The organism is Flammeovirga yaeyamensis, from assembly GCF_018736045.1.
Taxonomy (GTDB): Bacteria; Bacteroidota; Bacteroidia; order Cytophagales; family Flammeovirgaceae; genus Flammeovirga; species Flammeovirga yaeyamensis.
This window is the reverse complement of sequence record NZ_CP076132.1, coordinates 3,451,299-3,469,477: the sequence shown is the minus strand read 5'-3', so window position 1 is coordinate 3,469,477 and position 18,179 is coordinate 3,451,299. Positions and strand designations below refer to the sequence as shown.

At 33.6% G+C, this 18,179-nt stretch carries 15 protein-coding genes; 6 read left to right on the top strand and 9 right to left on the bottom strand.

The features are described 5' to 3' along the window. Positions 1 to 242: 242 nt before the first annotated feature. From KMW28_RS13550 to KMW28_RS13535, 4 genes are all read right to left on the bottom strand, one after another. Complete coding sequence (locus tag KMW28_RS13550; RefSeq protein ID WP_169666189.1) at positions 243 to 716, bottom strand: hypothetical protein; 474 nt, start codon at positions 714 to 716, stop codon at positions 243 to 245. 138 nt (positions 717 to 854) lie between these two features. Further along, complete coding sequence (locus tag KMW28_RS13545; RefSeq protein WP_169666188.1) at positions 855 to 1,922, bottom strand: BamA/TamA family outer membrane protein; 1,068 nt, start codon at positions 1,920 to 1,922, stop codon at positions 855 to 857. Between the two features lie 111 nt (positions 1,923 to 2,033). Continuing rightward, a complete protein-coding gene (locus KMW28_RS13540) occupies positions 2,034 to 3,353 on the bottom strand; it encodes a porin (RefSeq protein WP_169666187.1) in 1,320 nt (439 codons plus the stop codon). Between the two features lie 73 nt (positions 3,354 to 3,426). Continuing rightward, positions 3,427 to 3,750, bottom strand: a complete 324-nt coding sequence (locus tag KMW28_RS13535) for a hypothetical protein (RefSeq protein WP_215585738.1) — start codon at positions 3,748 to 3,750, stop codon at positions 3,427 to 3,429. A gap of 368 nt (positions 3,751 to 4,118) precedes the next feature. Here KMW28_RS13535 and KMW28_RS13530 point away from each other — a divergent pair, with 368 nt between their 5' ends. Both KMW28_RS13530 and KMW28_RS13525 read left to right on the top strand, forming a co-directional pair. Then, positions 4,119 to 4,454: a hypothetical protein gene (locus KMW28_RS13530; protein ID WP_169666185.1), complete on the top strand. Its 336-nt coding sequence runs from the start codon at positions 4,119 to 4,121 to the stop codon at positions 4,452 to 4,454. 123 nt (positions 4,455 to 4,577) lie between these two features. Further along, complete coding sequence (locus KMW28_RS13525) at positions 4,578 to 6,389, top strand: MutS-related protein (RefSeq protein ID WP_169666184.1); 1,812 nt, start codon at positions 4,578 to 4,580, stop codon at positions 6,387 to 6,389. 61 nt (positions 6,390 to 6,450) lie between these two features. Here the strand turns inward: KMW28_RS13525 and ispF are convergent, their stop codons facing one another. Next, positions 6,451 to 6,930 (bottom strand): 2-C-methyl-D-erythritol 2,4-cyclodiphosphate synthase, encoded by a 480-nt coding sequence (ispF, locus tag KMW28_RS13520; RefSeq protein WP_158297530.1) that lies wholly within the window; start codon positions 6,928 to 6,930, stop codon positions 6,451 to 6,453. A 91-nt stretch (positions 6,931 to 7,021) separates the two neighbouring features. After that, positions 7,022 to 9,583, bottom strand: coding sequence for a DUF5686 and carboxypeptidase-like regulatory domain-containing protein (locus KMW28_RS13515; RefSeq protein ID WP_169666182.1), 2,562 nt, complete (start codon positions 9,581 to 9,583; stop codon positions 7,022 to 7,024). A 366-nt stretch (positions 9,584 to 9,949) separates the two neighbouring features. Here KMW28_RS13515 and KMW28_RS13510 point away from each other — a divergent pair, with 366 nt between their 5' ends. Continuing rightward, on the top strand, positions 9,950 to 11,032 hold the full coding sequence (locus tag KMW28_RS13510; protein ID WP_169666180.1) for a complex I subunit 1/NuoH family protein: 1,083 nt from the start codon (positions 9,950 to 9,952) through the stop codon (positions 11,030 to 11,032). Between the two features lies 1 nt (position 11,033). Here the strand turns inward: KMW28_RS13510 and KMW28_RS13505 are convergent, their stop codons facing one another. Beyond that, entirely contained in the window at positions 11,034 to 11,618 is a 585-nt protein-coding gene (locus KMW28_RS13505; protein WP_169666178.1) for a hypothetical protein, read from the bottom strand. 196 nt (positions 11,619 to 11,814) lie between these two features. Here KMW28_RS13505 and KMW28_RS13500 point away from each other — a divergent pair, with 196 nt between their 5' ends. From KMW28_RS13500 to KMW28_RS13490, 3 genes are all read left to right on the top strand, one after another. Further along, complete coding sequence (locus tag KMW28_RS13500) at positions 11,815 to 12,723, top strand: hypothetical protein (protein ID WP_169666176.1); 909 nt, start codon at positions 11,815 to 11,817, stop codon at positions 12,721 to 12,723. A 230-nt stretch (positions 12,724 to 12,953) separates the two neighbouring features. Further along, a complete protein-coding gene (locus tag KMW28_RS13495; RefSeq protein WP_066205987.1) occupies positions 12,954 to 16,034 on the top strand; it encodes an ATP-binding cassette domain-containing protein in 3,081 nt (1,026 codons plus the stop codon). Between the two features lie 124 nt (positions 16,035 to 16,158). Continuing rightward, complete coding sequence (locus KMW28_RS13490; RefSeq protein ID WP_066205989.1) at positions 16,159 to 16,719, top strand: chalcone isomerase family protein; 561 nt, start codon at positions 16,159 to 16,161, stop codon at positions 16,717 to 16,719. A gap of 60 nt (positions 16,720 to 16,779) precedes the next feature. Here the strand turns inward: KMW28_RS13490 and KMW28_RS13485 are convergent, their stop codons facing one another. Together KMW28_RS13485 and KMW28_RS13480 are read right to left on the bottom strand one after the other, a co-directional pair. Further along, on the bottom strand, positions 16,780 to 17,193 hold the full coding sequence (locus KMW28_RS13485; protein ID WP_066205991.1) for a hypothetical protein: 414 nt from the start codon (positions 17,191 to 17,193) through the stop codon (positions 16,780 to 16,782). Positions 17,194 to 17,441: 248 nt separating this feature from the next. After that, positions 17,442 to 18,179: a M15 family metallopeptidase gene (locus tag KMW28_RS13480; RefSeq protein ID WP_169666174.1), complete on the bottom strand. Its 738-nt coding sequence runs from the start codon at positions 18,177 to 18,179 to the stop codon at positions 17,442 to 17,444.

Genomic DNA, 18,179 nt, shown 5'->3' with positions numbered 1-18,179 from the left:
GACTTAAGTCTTCTTTGTCTAGGAAAAATACATTTCCTATACCTAATATAACAGTCAATATTACTAGAAACCACCTGTAAGCATTCATAAGTAAAACAGTTAATTTGTTAGACATTTAAGGTTAATCGTATGGCTTTAACTAATATACTTAAGGATATAGTGAGTGACAAAAGTAGACTGTTAATGATATTAATTCATAGGATTGTTATATCTTTTATTTGGTTTTATTTAGAATTAAGGAGTTAATCATCGCCTTCTCCTAATTCATAGGTGTTGCCGCCAAATAGACCTTTAGGTAAGACTTTTTTCATAAAAGATTGTTCACCTTCTTCTATGCTTTTTACATCTTCTTTAGCTTCTTTAAAGGCATCTTGCCAAGCTGGGCCAAATCCCATCATATTACTATTTAATTTATCAATAGCTATTTGAAAAGCATGGTAGGTCATCATCTCTTGGCGTCCAGGTTTATTCATTAATGCTTTATTGGTTACTCTTAGGTTTTCGTTTTCTCTTTTTAAACGTTCAATTTCACCCTTTTTACTGCTCATTGCCTCAGCATCTATCTCCATTTTGTCATGCAAATGAGACTTTAAACGTTTAATTTCTTTGTTTTGATAGGCCTGTTTAAACCAACCTTTAATTTGTACTATTAATGCAACGGCAAGGCCGGCTAATAAACCAAAAAATAAGGATTGTATATCGAATGTTTCCCACATAGTATTTTCTTTTTAACCTAAAATCGTTCTAAAATATAAATCAGAAAATGATGAGTTAATTTACGATTTTATCTTTCAGAGGTTGAGTTCTATTACAATAAACTAAAGATAACTTATAAAGTTATAACAAAACAATAGTTAGAAAGCTTCACCTATTCTAAAATAAATGCCCCAATCATCTCTACCGACAGCAGCATCAAGACCAACATTCATATGGTTTTTAGGGAATACAGTATATCTATAACCTATACCTGCTCCAGGTAATAAAATTCCATTTTGGGATGATTCGTTGGCTCCAGAAACCGTAGCCAAACCTCCAAAGAAGTTAAGTGCCATTTTTTTATGGAAATTCCATCGATATTCTGCTTGCAGGTTATACATCGCATTTCCTCTATATTTTGCCTGAGTATATCCCCTAATATCGGTGTCTCCAACAATAAATTGTTGATTAAAAGTTAGGTCACCAATACCAAAACCTATATAGGCTCTAGCTGCTAAAACATCTCGTCCTTCTTTAAACGCAAAAAACTTATTGAATGCTAAAGTGACTTTAGTATTGGTTTGCTCATTACCTAGAAAGTTAGGGTTGAAATCAATATTGATATCGGCAATTTGACCTTTTGTAGGGTAGTAGACATTATCCCTTTGATCGTAGGATACTATAAAGCCTAAAGTTTGTAGTTCTGTGACAAATGTGGTGTCAGTACCAATATCAAATTGATTCTTGAAGTCGGTATACATATAGTTGACTCCCAAATATAAATGGTTGACAATTTTTCGTTGAATTTCACCCTTCGCGAAATTCACTCCAGTGTTATACTTTACAAATCCATTGATAGGTAACCCAACAAAAGTTTGAAAGTTGAAATTTCCTGTTCCGGCAGCAACCGTTACTCTATATTTATCCTCGTTAAAATAGAACTTTGAAAAACCTAAGACAAACCAAGATTCGTTGGTGGTGTACATGCCAAGTAGACCCGATACTGATGATGGAGAAATCGTATCCTTTTCACTAAGGTTGTACATCGCCATGGGTAATGCACCTACAGATAAACCAAGTGTTCTATCATAATTGATGTAGGGGATAGGCATGAATTGAAATTTCTTATCGCTTCTTTCACCACCGCCACCAGTATCAAACGATTGTCCAAATGTTGAATGAAAAGAGCAAATAAATAGTAGAAAAGTGAAAAGGTACTTTTGCATAAGAGTAATTTGGTTGTAAATGCATAGTGAAGTTAGCATAAAAAAAAACCTCTACAAAAAGATGCAGAGGTTTCCCATTGGTTTTTAGTTTTTCATCGAAGTTGTTAAAGATCAAAATATGAAGCCAATTCCTAGTTCTAGTAAATTGTCTTCTTTTGCGGCATAGGGACCAGTTGCTCGATTATTTCTGAATTGATAATCGACTTTGAATGCAATTTCTTCCCTAGGTTTGAAGTTCACACCTACAGTAATGATGTCTGAGTTAAAATGAACCATATTGGCATTTGACTCAGCAAGTAACTTCTCATTATAATTTTTGTGAGTGTCGATATACTCGTATCTCACGAAGAATGGTACTTTGACCTCATGTGGGTCAATCATAAAGTTCTTCTTGCGAAGAAAGTTTCGGTTATTGAAAAGCGATAGAAGGTCAAAGCTTCCTTCTACCAAATAACCAATATTTTGCTTGGCCATCACTTCACCAACACCACCGTTTGCTTGAGCAGTCATCTGATAAATGTCGGCTGTATTCGACATATAACCAGTAGTGGCAAGTGCAATGAATTCCCAATTTTTCTGTACATAACGAGCATAAGCTGAATAGATTTGTACTACTGATTCTGCTCTACGTACATTATTATTACTATCTGTGATTTCTTGATTATCGCCTGCTTGACCGATATAAGCAGATCCACTGAATGTCCAGTCTTTTAATCCTACATAATTAATTTGTGGATTGACTGAGAAAGTAGTGAAAGCATTACCATCAAAGCGAGGTTCTCTACCTGAACGTACAAAAGTTCCACTTCTAAAGGCACTACCGTCAAGTCCTTGAGAGAAGCCTAATGTATAATTTAAACTAGGGGACATGATACCGTAGAAGCTGACACCCATACCCATCCAAGTACTTGGAATAATGATACGTTCAACATCCGATCTGTTCACAGATCCGAACATTACGGGTTCATCGTTATTATTGATGTATCCAAGACTTAAAGGATATAAACCTGTTCTTACGTTAAATGATTTATGGATAGAAAAGTCCATAAAAGCTTCTAGAATAAACTCAAAATGAGAGTTTCCATTGGGATCCATCAAGTATTCTACTAGAACTTCAGAGTTCCAGATAATCTTATCTGTAAAACGGTATCCGAAAAAGGTAGAGAAACGGTATAAGTTGTTGTAAGACAATTCGATATCGTCTTCCATTCCTAGGGGTACATCATTACGATTTACCATAGAAATTTCTCCAAATCCTGATACGCTCCATGGTTTTTCCGAGAAAAATACTTTAGAAGCTGCTTTTGCCAATCCTGGCTGTTGTTTAAATTTTGTTTCGTGTTCCTCTTCTTCCTGAACCTCTTGTGCATACACTGCATTGTTAAGAGAGATTAGAGAGAATAGAATAACTAATAAATATAGGTTTTTCATATATCTCTACGTTTGTGCATTAAGAATTTATTTCTTAAAAAAGTAGAGCACAGCGTATTAGCCGTACTGCTATTTAGCACGCACGCGGAGGGGGAGGAACGATGCCTTGAATAGGCGTAGGGTAGTTACGGTCTAGGTAAAAATGTTGTTGTGAAGTTTTTGTCTTAATAGGTTTAGCCTCATCAACAATCTTAGGTATTGATGGGTAAAAACATACTATTGGGGAAAAACTTTTTGACTCATTATGAGAAAACGGATTGTCTTCGAAATCATCGAAGTTGTCTTCAAAAATGATCACAACAAAAAATTCTACGATACTTTCGATTTTATCTTCCTGTTGTAATAGATACTCAGGACTGTAGTTTGCATGAGATACAATGACAGCATCAATGTCCACACTATAGTTCAATGTGTGGAGTGCAACCCATATCGTAAAGATTGAGCGAGCAATTTTCTTATATGATAGCTGTGTATTCAATTAGATAATAAAAGCGTAGAACAATTATATTCAATACAAAGTAACGTATTTACTATAAAAGGTGATGCACTAAAAAATGTGAAAAATGTTTTTAGATCTTAATAGCTTGTATAAAAAGTAATAAAACGCCTTTTAAAAGTAAATATTATACAATAAATGTAAAATAATTTTATTACAACTCTTATAATTAATTAGTGAATAAATTATGTATTATTTGTTAACATTGGCACTGATTATGTAGTGAATAATATGTTTTTAATTTACTTTACTTAAAGGATTTTTTTATCATGAAAAAAGTACTCTTAATCTTTCTTCTAGGCTTATTCGCAATGTCATGTTCAGAAGACGAAGAGCCAGCTCCGTGTGATACACAACAAACTATTGCAGACTTAACAGCTGTTTATGAAAAATTAGGTAATCTTCCAGACGATGCGACTTGTGAAGATACTAAAGCTGCTGCACAAGAAGCTTTGGACTTTGCTAATGCAAATGAGACATGTATCAATGAAGCTTTGGAAGAATCTTTTGCTGATGATCCTGACGGATTAGCTGATGCTCAACAAGAACTTGAAGAAACTAAGGCGTTATTAGAGGTAGTTACTTTATTACCTTGTGACCTGTAAGGTATAAATACTTCAAAGAAAAAGGTTGTTTTCATTTTTTGAAAACAACCTTTTTTTGTATCTATTATCAATGATAACTTCAAGATTATTATAACTTTGTTGTTCAATAAATAGTATTTACACATGTCTTTACATTATCAAGAAGAAATTAATAAACTAAATCAATTCATTAGCTCGTTAGAGAAAAAATCAAATCAATATTCTTTTTTGAGACTCATCTATGTTGTTGCATCAATAGGTTTGTCATTTTTATTTTATAACTATTTGAGCGATTTTCTTTGGATATCTATTTTAGTTGAGTTTTTAGGTTTTGCCGTTGTTGTTCGTCTTCATCAAAAAATATTATCTCGATTATCAGAGTATAAAGTCAAATATCAATTGATAGAAAATGAGTTGAATACTATTAAAGGCGAAGCAAATATTTATAGTAACGGAGAAGAGTTTATCAACCCTCAGCATCATTTTGCTAATGATTTAGATATTTTTGGTGAGTTTGGATTGTTCCATTTTATCAACAGAGCTAAAACTAGATTAGGAAAAACAAAGCTTGCCTCTTTCTTTCAAGAAGTTGCTGATGTGAAATTTGATAAAATATTGGAAAGAAGAGAGGCCGTAAATGAATTATCAGATAAGAAAGAGTTTTCAAATCAATTTCAATACTTACTTTTTGATAATGAAAATGAGAAAGGATTTAAACCTGTAAATACTGATGAGATTTCTAAGTTCGAATTAAAAAATGAGAAAATTTATCTTTATTACTCTTATTTGGTTCCTGTTTTATGGTGTGTAGTTGTTTACGGTTTGGTGACCACTCAAGAATGGGTGGGTAGTTTAGGTATTGGATTAGTTATCGCTAATTTCTTTGTGATGAGTAAAGTAGGAAAAGGAGTGGCTGCTTTTATGGAATTGATTAGTAATAGTTCCGAAACTTTAGAAAAGCTTTCGCAATTGATCAAATTAATTGGTGAGGCATCTTTTACTTCCAAATTATTTCAATCAGAGGTGGCTAAAATCGGAAATGGAGAAACATTTCTAAAACCATTGAAAGATTTATCCTATATGATTCAACAATTGGATATTAGAAGAAACTTAGTGGGGTTGGTAATGTTATACGCTTTTTTTCCTTTTGATATTCGATTAGTAAAAAACATAAGAAATTGGTTCAATCAATATCCCCAATTATTTGATGACTTATATGATGTGATTGGTCAGCTAGAAGCAATAAATAGTTTGGCAATTCTACAAAGAAATAAACCTGAATGGGTAGAGGCAGAGTATACTGATAAAGAATATGTATTTGAAGGGTTAGAAATGGGACACCCCTTAATATTTGAAGGTATTTCTGGTACTCAAAATGAAGGAGTAGCGAATTCGTATCATTTACAAAATGATAATAGAGTAAGTATTATTACCGGTTCCAACATGTCTGGTAAAAGTACTTTTTTAAGGGTAGCGGGAATTAATTTGGTGTTATCTTATATTGGCAGTGTTGTTTGTGCTAAACAGTTTTCGGTAGGAAAGCCAGTGAAATTGATTACCTCAATGCGTATATCAGATAACTTAAGGTTAAGTGAATCTACTTTTAAAGCCGAATTAGAACGCATTAAATTAATTGTAGAAGCGATTAATTCTAATCAGCGTTATTTATTCTTGGTTGACGAAATGCTGAGAGGAACGAATTCGGTCGATAAACTGAAAGGGTCTTTTGCGCTTCTTGAGAAATTGAAAGAAAATAGAGATGCTTATATTTTAGTCGCTACCCATGACCTTCAGCTTTCTGAATTTGAATCGGATAATTCGGAGATGACAAAGAATTATCATTTTGATTTTGATTATCACCAAGGTGGATTTGAATTTGATTATAAAATTAAATCAGGGGTTTGTGAAAAATTCAATGCTAGCCTCTTGATGAAAGAATTAGGCCTAAATACTTAAGAGTATTTATCAAAAAATATGTACGGACGTTGCATTGCAACGTCCTTATTATAAGTGAGATTTATGCTTTAGTAATCAAAGCAACGGCATGAACAGCCATTCCTTCTTCTCTGCCTACAAAACCCATTTTTTCAGAAGTGGTCGCTTTCAATGAAATGTCTTCCTCTTCAACTCCCATTACTTCCGCTAAACATGTTTTCATAGCAGGTATATGAGGATTGATTTTTGGCCTTTCAGCAACGATCGTACAATCTACATTGCCTAATTCCCAACCTTCTTTTCTGACAATCTTCATTACATCAGCCAAAAGGATTTTACTATCTATTCCCTTAAATTGAGGGTCTGTATCTGCAAAATGGAAACCAATGTCTCTCATATTGGCAGCACCAAGAATAGCATCGCAGATCGCATGGATCAAAACATCAGCATCAGAGTGTCCTATTAAACCGTGAGTATGCTCAAATTTGATTCCTCCAAGCCATAATTCTTCTCCTTCACCCTGACGGTGCACATCATATCCTTGTCCTACTCTAATTTTCATATACAAATACTGATTTTAAATTGGTGATGATCAAATTTTGGGTACAAATATAAAGGTTAATATGAATATGTATGAAGACTGAGGTGAGATCTTAGAAAGAAACTCCAAAAGCGACATATACCCCAAAATTATTTGATGTTGGTGTATGGTAAGTCGTTCTCCAAATAGTGTAGACTCTCAAGACCTTAAAAATATTTTCTACACCAGTACCTATCTCAACGTAAGGAGTACTAGGGTCCAAGGCTTTAGCTTCTCTGTTAGGATCATATTGTTCACCATCAAGAAGTTGGGGCCTCACCGCCTGATTGGCATTTTTACTACTCAAATCACCATACATAATATTACAAATACCTACTGTACGCCATCCTAGTTTTTTGATCAGTGGAATTCGGTTGAGGATATTTCCATCAAATCGGTGCATCAGTTGCAGAGATGCCCATCTGTCACCTACAAACTCACCTAAATCCATTAAATTGAAGGCATATCGGTTGTAGAGTAGAGGTACGTTATTACCAAAAGGCATGGCTAAAAATGGAAAAGGAGCCTCGGTTAGGATAAAACCACCCTGAAGCACATAACTAGATGTACCGAACTTTCCAATATTTGCCTTCTGATCTAAACCTAAACGAATTTGTTGGTACGAATAATTACTATTTAAAACATTCGGAATGCCAATAGTATAATCAAATGATATTCTTGGGCGATTGTCTTGAGCGACTAATTTTCTATAATTGGCTCTATTGGTGACATATCGATGACCTAAACCATAAGTAAGTTTCACATAAGCTTCCGTCCCCACTAACTGATCATATACCGGAGTATTGTTTTCAAAATCGCCTTCTTGTTTGTACGGAAATAAAGGATCAATAATACGATGGGTCAATTTAGTCATTACATTAAAACCTCTTGTAATATCTTTCTCATACCAAATAGATGCGTTTTTTTCCATGTAAGGATAACGCATATCGCCCCATCTTAATGCCGCTAAGAACAATGGTCGGCTATTAAAATTGGCTTGGTTAACACTCACCCTTCTTAAATCATTATAATAAGAAGCACCAATTAATGCCCAATGTTTTCTATTAATAATATATCTAGCTTGTCCACCATATTTGAATTCTTTGTCCTTAGTGCCGTAGGCTAAAAATCCATTAAACGACCATTTCTTAGAAAATTCGTTATTAGTTTGGAAACCTAATTGGAATCGATGGTCTTCCACACTATTAAAAGCATATAAGAAAGGTATAGGGCCTAATTCTATAGGACCAAATTTCTTATGTCCACTTGTAATCATATCGCCCACCGAAGAAATAATCTTAACCCTTGGGGTAGACTCAGCCGAGTCGATCATGCTAAAAATTTGTTGATCTTTTGTGGTGAGTTGTTCAGGACGTTGGGTTTCCCAATATTTTTCATCATTTACTCCATTCAACGCATCCGGATCCATAATCACCGGCTGATCATAAAATTTTCTTGCTTTCGGTTGATTGACAATAAAATCACTATTTCTGATTTTTATATTCAGTTTTACCTTTGCCCATTTATCAGCAATTTTACCAATACTGATTATAAAGTCTTGTTTCTTTGGTAACCATCCAGTTTTCTGATTATCCTTTAATATAGGCTCATACACCTGCATTAAATGTACGGAATCAACAAAATTGATATTGGCCTCTTTGTTTAGTTTTGCATCCCACTTCACCAAAGCAAACTGATGAGCCGAATCGGCAATATACATTGTGCCAGTAAAGGCTAAATCTTCTTCTCTTCTTGGTTCAAAGTCGATTTTATGACAATCAATACCATCAATACTAATCTTTTTTGGTTGAAGTGTATAATCATAATAATTACGCCATTCAGAAGTAATAGGAGAGATAAATTGTTTGCCAAAAAATATGAATGAGTTTTGGTAAAGGTTGAAGTCAATAAATGATGATCCTACAATCTGAGAAATCATTTCACTATCGTCAGGCCCCACACTTCTAATTCTGGATTTTTCTATTAATTCTGTCTTTGCATCAGGATTTTTGATGTAATAAATAGTAGACGAGACCTCAGAACTAAAAATTGGTATCACCGGCTGTCCTCTTTCGTCGGTTATAGGCTCAAAATCTTCAAAGGAATCAAGAATATCAGAAACTACTTTTTTCTTTTTGAAGTTTTCGTTCACATTACCTACCCAAATATCCGATTTCGTGTAGCTTTTATATTCGTAGGATTTTAAATCTCTTGTATCGTTATCATCTTTATGCTTTTGAACGTTTCTGAGGATTTCCCAAGCAGGGTTTTCCCATTTCTTCGACTTAATGACAACCTCCTCTAATTCCGTAGAGCTTTCCTTCAGTTTGAGGATAATCTTTTTATTGTAATTCGAATTGTTTAGTTTCTTTGTACAATGCTCATATCCAGTAAATTTAGCCACCAATGTCTTTCCTTTGTAATCATCTATTGTGATGGAAAAAAGACCATTATTATTGGTTAAGGTACCAATGGTTGTTCCCTCAAAATAGACGCTAGCAAAAGGAACAGGGAGATTACTTCCTTGTTCAACGACTTGGCCTTTTATAGTAAATTGTGCATGTACAGAAGCAGATAGTAGTGTTAGGCAAGTTGAAAAAAGTAAGATGAGTAGCTTCTTAATTGTTTTACTCATTAAAAGTATATGATGAATTAATTATAAGATTATCAAAAACATATTCTGTAGTCGATTTTAAAAAATGTAATCAACAAGTTTACTGATAATACTTCAAATTAGAAAAAAAAAGATGGATTAACTAAAAATCATTTGTTTGAAATGGTTTCTGCTAATTAATATGAAAGGTAAACCTTGAAATATTAATAATTATGCAAAAAAATAATACGAACGTTAATAAAATTGCGAATAAACTACTGTTTGATGAATATTATCTTGATCAATTAATTAAATTGCAACTTGAAAATCTGAGCAATCGAACAAACTGTAAGCGTACACCCGAGTTGTTCTTTATAATCAGAATAATTTTTTAGTCAGATACAAACTATGCTAGCACTTGTTTTATATCTTCCATTTCTTTTAGTATTTGCCATTTTGGGAATCTACGTAGAGCGTAAAGTTTCTGCTTGGATGCAAGACCGAATGGGACCTGTAAATGTGGGTCCAAGAGGTTTATTGCAAACATTTGCAGATATACTAAAGCTATTAACAAAGGAAGATATTATTCCAAAAGCGGTAGACAGAACCATTTTTAAATACGCACCAATAGTCATTTTTATGCCTGTATTTGCAGGCTTTGCTGTACTGCCATTTACCAATGGTATTTACGGTTCTCAGTCGATGATTGGTGTTTTTTATATTTTAGCGATTTTATCGTTAGAAGTTTTAGGAATTATAGCAGCAGGATGGAGTTCGAACAATAAATACGCTCTATATGGAGCCATGAGATCAGCTTCTCAAATGGTTTCATATGAAGTGCCAATGGGCCTGGCAGTGCTGTGTGTTGTGATGACTGCTCAAACCTTGAATACAGAGATTATTTCTACTCAACAAGGGCTTTTATCAGCAGATGTGAATTATTTATTTGGCTTAAAATCTTTAGGAATAGATGTAACTGATATGGGCGGAATTCTAACTTGGAATATTCTTAGAAATCCGTTTTTAATCCTAGCATTCATCATATTTTATATCTCATCTTTAGCTGAAGCAAATAGAGCACCTTTCGATTTACCTGAAGCAGAGACAGAACTGATTGCTGGATATCATATTGAATATTCAGGAATGAGGTTTGCCTTTATGATGCTTGCTGAATATGGTGTAATGTTATTAGGTTGTGTATTTGCCTCTGTATTATTTTTAGGCTCTTGGAACACACCATTCATTAATATTGGATCGCTACGATTGGCCGATTGGACTACAGGTACAACTGGAGAATTATCGGGTTATGTATGGGGATTTGTTTGGTTAATGAGTAAGACATTATTCCTTGTATTTGTACAAATGTGGATACGTTGGTCTTACCCAAGGTTAAGGGTGGATCAGTTAATGACTTTGTGTTGGAAATACCTTACACCTGCTGGTTTATTGCTTGTATTTATTACAGGTGTATGGAGGTTGATGATGATCTAAATTATAAATCAAATAGTGTTTTAAGCGATAACCAAAGATCTTTTTTCTTTTCGGTATCAAATAATAGTTTTGAAAGACTGTCCGCAGCTACTGCCGGGCAATCATCAATTTCAGTAGGAACGTATTTAGGTACTTTCTGACTTGAAATTGGGCTTTCATCCCCATTAATAAAATATAGTATGTGTTTTGGCTCAAGTTTTTTCATCAGTTGATCTAATTGATCTTTTTGCTCCAAAACATTCACCACAGCTACTTCTTGTAATGATAATTGTAGGGCTCCAATAATTTTTAGCAATAACTGGAATTCTTTACTTCTATAGATATCCACACCACTGTGTTCGATAAGGATAACGATATGACGTTTATTCTCACCATAATAATCAGTAGGTAAAGTTTTATTGATAGATTTTTTAGGAACAGCTTTTTGTTCTTTCACCTCATTTTTAGGTGATTCCTCTTTCTTCTCAACCTGATCTCCGTTGATTTTTGCCAATTCTTCCTCTGGAATCTCAATGTCTTCTAGCTCTTCAGGAAAGAGGTATAAAGTATCAAACATTTGAGATAAAAAGCCTAATTCGTTTTCCATAGATGCAAAGATAAAATCATTTTAGATAACCTGATAAGAAAATTGATCGAAAACAGTATTGAAATGCTAATAATATCTTTCACCTAGGTTTAATACAATAGAATTTAAAGATTTAGCGGTATTTTTTTTTGATATATAATATTTACAATTATTTTTGGTCTGAATTTTTTTTAAAGAACCTAATCGAAATAAGATTATGACTTTTAGTGCTAAATATAAAAATTTAGGTAAAATTGCTATCGCTTGTGGTTTAGCTACAACTATGATCGCTTGTGGTGGATCGGCTGATTCTTCAAACAACGATGAGACAAAGAAGGAAATCGCAGCAGTGAAAGAAGCATCAGTAGATTTTAATATAATCTTAAATAATGCTCCTGACCCAACTTCAATCCCTGTATTGTTAGAAAGAAGTGGAGCTGAGTTTGACGCTTCATTACTAAACTCGAAAGACAAAGCAGAATCATATGTATTAAAAGATGCATCATCTGCATTAAACTTCGGTGTATATATTTCTGATATCGCTTATTTATCTGCTTCAAACAAGCCTCAAGAAGCTATCAATTACTTCTCGACTGCAAGAAAGTTATCAGATAAATTGGGTATCTCTGATGCTATGGGTAGCGATCTTAGTGATAAACTTGAAACAGCCCTTTCTGATAAAGAGGCAATGTTGAAAGTGATTTCTGAATCAGAAAGCAAAGTAAAAGCTTTCCTTAATACAAATTCTCAGTACGACGTTGCAGCTTTGATCGTAACAGGTACAACTTTAGAAGCTTTACATATCTCTTTAGGTCTAGTTCAAAATGCTCCTAAAGATTTGCCTGCTGAAGCTAGAAATGCAGTATTAGTAGATCTAATGACTGCAGTAGCTAAGCAAGAATCTTCTATCGATGCAATCGTAGAAATCTTGAAGCCTCTAGAAGGAACAAACGCAGATACTAAAAAGTATTATGCAGAATTCGTGAAATTACAAGGTCAGTTTGATGCTTTAAAATTTGACGAGAAGTTGAAAGAAAATAAAGGTGGTTACCAGTTGAAAGCAGAAGATCTTAAAGATATTACTGCTACTGTGGAAGCACTAAGAAAAGTGACTGTAAGCATGTAATTTAAATCTTGCAGACATTCAAGGGTCCTGTGTTTTGAACACAGGACTTTTTTTGTTTAATTAGAGATGTTTTAATTACTATAAACCTGTTTTCATTGAAAGTAGGTGATAATAAGAGCTGTCGATAAACCCTTGATGTCAATCATATATCAACATCTCTAGTCAACATTAACTATAACATCTTATCGAGTGATCGTATAGAACTCCGCGATCGCCAAATGACCTAACTTATGAACGAAAAAGTCTTAAAATCTCTAACGAAACTGTTTGCTATTATGGCTACAGCCGATGGTTCTATTGATGAAGCCATTGAGATTTTAGAAGATTACTTAACTTTTACACTCCACGAAAGCAATATCAATAAATATATTGAACTCTTTGAACATCAGGCTAGAAGAAATGCTTCTAACGATGAGATTAGAGAAATTGCGACAATGGCTGCTGAAGAGTTAACGTTAAGACAGCGTATTGTAACAATTATTGAATTGTTAGAATTGGCTTATTCCAATGATGTGTTCTCTGAAGAAGAACAACGCATCATGAAGATTATTTGTGAATCCTATAATATAGAATTCGATAGGCTTCATAGAATGCAACAGTTTCTTACAACAAATAAAATTGAGGAATTAGCCAAGATACATAACTGTTTAACGATATCGAATGATGAAGAGGGTTATGGTGGTAAACGACATTTATATAAGAGTAACATAAAAACACCACTTTCAGTATTATACATGCCTTTGGCTAGAATGTATTTTGTGAAAGTTTGTAATCAAGATCAAGTATACGTACTGAACGGTGAGAAAATGACCTTGAACCGCTGTTATGCGTTGGATGTTGGAGGTGTGATTAGAATTGGTGGTAAAGTAGGTAGTAATCTATATCACTCAGAAGTCTCATCAGTTTTTGTGGGGATTCAGAATGTTGATCCAATCTCATTTGAAGCGAATAACATCAATTATTTCTTTGGTAAAAAACATGGACTACATGATATCAATATTGCCGAAGAAGGAGGGAACATGGTAGCGCTTATGGGAGCATCAGGTTCTGGTAAATCAACTTTATTGAATGTATTGAATGGTACGTATAAGCCCAAAATGGGTGAAGTACTTATCAATGGTATCGATATTCATAAAGAACCCGAAAAAGTGAAAGGGGTCATAGGTTATGTTCCGCAGGACGACTTATTAATTGAAGAACTTACAGTATACGAAAACCTTTATTTTGCTGCTAAACTAAGTTTTGCAAAGTCAACACCCGAAGAGGTGGAAAAGATCATTATGCGTACCATAGAAAACCTTGGTTTGTATAGTGTAAAAGATTTAAAGGTGGGTAATCCGTTAGAGAAAACGATTAGTGGAGGCCAAAGAAAACGATTAAATATAGGTTTAGAGTTACTAAGAGAACCTTCGGTGATGTTTGTAGATGAACCTACTTCTGGTTTATCATCACAAGATTCTGAAAACGTTATTGACCTATTAAGACAGTTGACTTATAGTGGAAAGCTGATCTTTGTGGTCATTCATCAACCTTCATCAGATATCTATAAAATGTTTGATAAACTCGTGGTGTTGGATGTAGGAGGGTATCCTGTTTACTATGGTAATCCAATTACTGCAGTGTCATATTTCAAAGGAGAGGCAAATTACGCAGATATTCAAAGTGAGTGTCAAAAATGTGGAAATGTTGACTCAGAGCAAGTTTTCGAAATTTTGGAATCCAAAGTACTCGATGAATATGGTCGACGTACTCGAAAAAGAAAATGGAAGCCTGAATTATGGTGGAAAAAGTTTAAAGAATCGATTAAACTTCCTCAAGTGGAGAGAATAACTTCTCCTCCAAAGAATGTTTTAGAAATTCCTTCTAAAATAAATCAGTTTAAAATATTTGTATTGAGAGACCTTAATACAAAATTCAATAATAAACAATACATGATGGTGAACTTGATTCAAGCACCATTCTTAGCCTTAATGCTATCCTTAATTGTTTATTTTTATCATTTTGACGAACTGATTTACCAAGCAGATTATGTTTTTAGAGAAAACATGAATATGCCTTCGTACATATTTATGTCGGTGATAGTAGCCCTCTTTTTAGGACTCATGATTAGTGCAGAGGAACTGATAAAAGACCGGAAAATACGGAAAAGGGAAGTGTATTTATCATTAAGTAATCAATCGTATTTATACTCAAAAGTGGCCATATTATCTGGGATGTCTGCAGTACAAGTATTGGTTTTTGTATTGATAGGGAACACTATAATGGGTATTAGAGGGCTCTATTTGGAGTATTTCTTGATGTTGTTCTCCACTGCTTGCGTAGCTAATATGATTGGTTTGAATGTATCTAGTGCCTTTAAGAATGTCGTTACAGTATATATTTTAATCCCAATTTTATTAATACCACAGCTTTTATTGGGAGGAGTAGTAGTACAGTATGATAATATCAATCCTATCTTTAAAAATAAGCAGGGTAAAGTCCCTATGGTAGGAGAATTTATGGCCTCTCGTTGGGCATTCGAAGGTTTGATGGTGGAGCAATTTGCTGATAATCAATTCGAGAAAAACTTCTTCCCAATCGATATGGAAATTTATCGATCAGATTATATGCGAACGTATTATTTTCCCACCTTATTAAGTAAGCTGGAAGAAATGAAAGTGATTCTTCATAACAAGAAAGCAGACGTTTCTGAGGAAGAAAGAAAAGTAGCCATGAAACGTTTTGATGAGAATTTCCTGCTTTTGAGAAACGAACTGCATCATAATGTGGATTGGGATGAACTGGATCAAACACCAAATGTATCTTTAGATAACTTATCTTCTGAAAACTTTACATTAGCTATTGCAGATCAAATCTACGAAACGATTACACAAGGTAGACAACACTTTAATATGAGTTATATCTACTGGAAGAAGAAAAGGGAGGAGAAGGTGACTGAACTTTTAGATAAGTTTGGGAAGGAAAAGTACTTAAAGTATAAGGACAACTATACAAATAATAGAATTTCGGAATTTGTTACCAATGTGATGGCCGAGAAACGTATTGTAGAATATGGTCATCAACTGATTCAAAAAATTTATCCTGTTTATAATTTACCAACTGAGAGTAGTAATACTCTTGATTTTAGAACACACTTTTTTGCTCCTAAGAAATTATTCCTTGGGCAGTATTTTAATACTTTCTGGTTTAATATCATAGTATTATGGGTGATGTTTGCTTTCATGTTTGTGGCACTTTATTTCAGATGGTTGGCTAAGTTTATTTATTGGATCGAGATTAAATTCGCTAATAAGGATACAATAAGAACATAATATTCTCGTTACTGAATAAACATTTACAAATCAAAATTTGTTATATTTCAAGTTTAAAATTGGCTTTTTGTTGTAAAAAGCTGATTTTGTGAAAATCGTATGTAAATCAACTTACTTATTAACAATGAAAAAACTGTTTTATACTTTACTAGTATCAGTATTATCTTTCTCAGCGTTACAAGCGCAGACAACGACCATCGGAGATGTCGAACTAAAAAACACAGTGACTGTTGATGGTTCATCTCTTCAGTTAAATGGAGCAGGTATTCGTTCAAAATACTTCTTATCTTTGTATGTAGGTTCATTGTATGTCCCTTCAAAGATTTCTGATGCAAAGCAAGTGCTTTCAACAGATCAAAAAATGATTCAATTGGATATTATCTCTAGCTTGATCAGCAAAGAGAAGATGGAAGATACAATCAAAGAGGGTTTCAGCAACTCTATGAATGGTAATACAGCACCTTTGCAAAAAGAAATTGATAGCTTTATTGCTGTATTTAGCGAAGAAGTGGAAGTAGGTGATATTTTCCAATTCATCACAAATGGTTCTAAGTTGAAAGCTTTGAAAAATGGTAAAGAGCTAACTTCTGTAGATAACGAAGAGTTCAATAAAGTACTATTTGGTATTTGGTTAGGAGATAAGCCAGCTGATAAGAAATTGAAATCGAAAATGTTGGGTAAGTAATTTATCCATATATTGAATAAAAAAATGGCCGCTTCATTCATGAATGAAGCGGCCATTTTTTTATGCTGTTTTTACATTATCCTGTTCGATAAACTGATTTAACACATTGGGACTGTCAAAGAACTTTACTTGATGTTCTATTGAGTAGTTGTTTCCAATTTGTTCATGGTTTTTCAGCAAAACGGCATTTTGTTTTTTTGCGGGGTCCAATACAATTACATTAGAAAATAAAGACGATAATTGAATTTGATATAAATGAAATGCGTACCATTCTATATAACCTGACCATAAAAAGGAAAGATTGGATCGATCAGAGATATAATGTGCTAGTTCATTAGCTTCCTGCAATTCAGTTACGGCCAAAACGACTTCTTTTATTTCATCAAAACTAGGGTTGTCTTTCCAATGACAAATGATTGCATTTTGGTTTAAAGACCACTGAACATCAGCGGCATTATTCTTAAAAATAATCATGTTGAAAGTATGGGTATAAATTATAGTTGGAAAATAAATTTTTAAGCATTTAAAAAAGCTTTTATGATAATGTTAAAATTGACGATATACTTAATTTCTTAAGCTGTTGATAATATTCTCATTTAAAAACTCAGTTTAAAGTGTTGCAAATTTTGATTTAATAATGATCATGAATAATTATAAATCATTCAACAATATAGTTTAAAACTTTGTTAATTAGTAACTTACGGTGCTATAAAATGTAAAATTCAATTTTTTTGACATTCAAAGGGAAAATCAGAAACTTCAAAATGTACACCTCTGTACGAATAATGCCACCATTCTGTACTTGTTGGACCAAACCCGTATTTAAACATTGTATTAGCTAATAATTTTCTATTTTCCAGCACCTCTTTTGATAATTTTTGATAGGAAGGCCAGGCCTCTTTCCCGAAATAATCATAATGTGTGCCCATATCTAATTGTTTACCCTCTAAAGTACACAATGTAAGGTCTATAGCGAGGCCTCTGTTATGCCAAGATCCTTTGTTAGGATCTGCTACATATCGACGGTCTGGATAGGCTTTCCACATTCTCCATTGGGTCGTTAAAGGTCTGTAAGCATCAAAAATTTTAATACGATAACCTTGTTTAACAAGTTCTTGTTGTACCTTTACTAGCTGAAGGGCCACTATTTTTCTCAAAAGAGCCTTTGGGCAGTCGTAAAGTACTTTTTTTGTGAAATTATTAGTCGTTGCGTATCGAATATCTAGAATAAACATACTATCCAATTGTTCAAGGTCAACAAACGAACTATCATCGAGAGACTCGATGGATTCCCAATATTTTTGTTGAGCCAATTCCTGATCAATCATAGCATGTATTTTATGATCAATAGATGAATGTTTCGTATCAATAGTTCCTTCGAATATCAAGGGCTTATTACTTTGAGGAGTAGTACAGGCCATCAGTGATATCAATAAAATAAAAATCGGTAGTTTAATCAT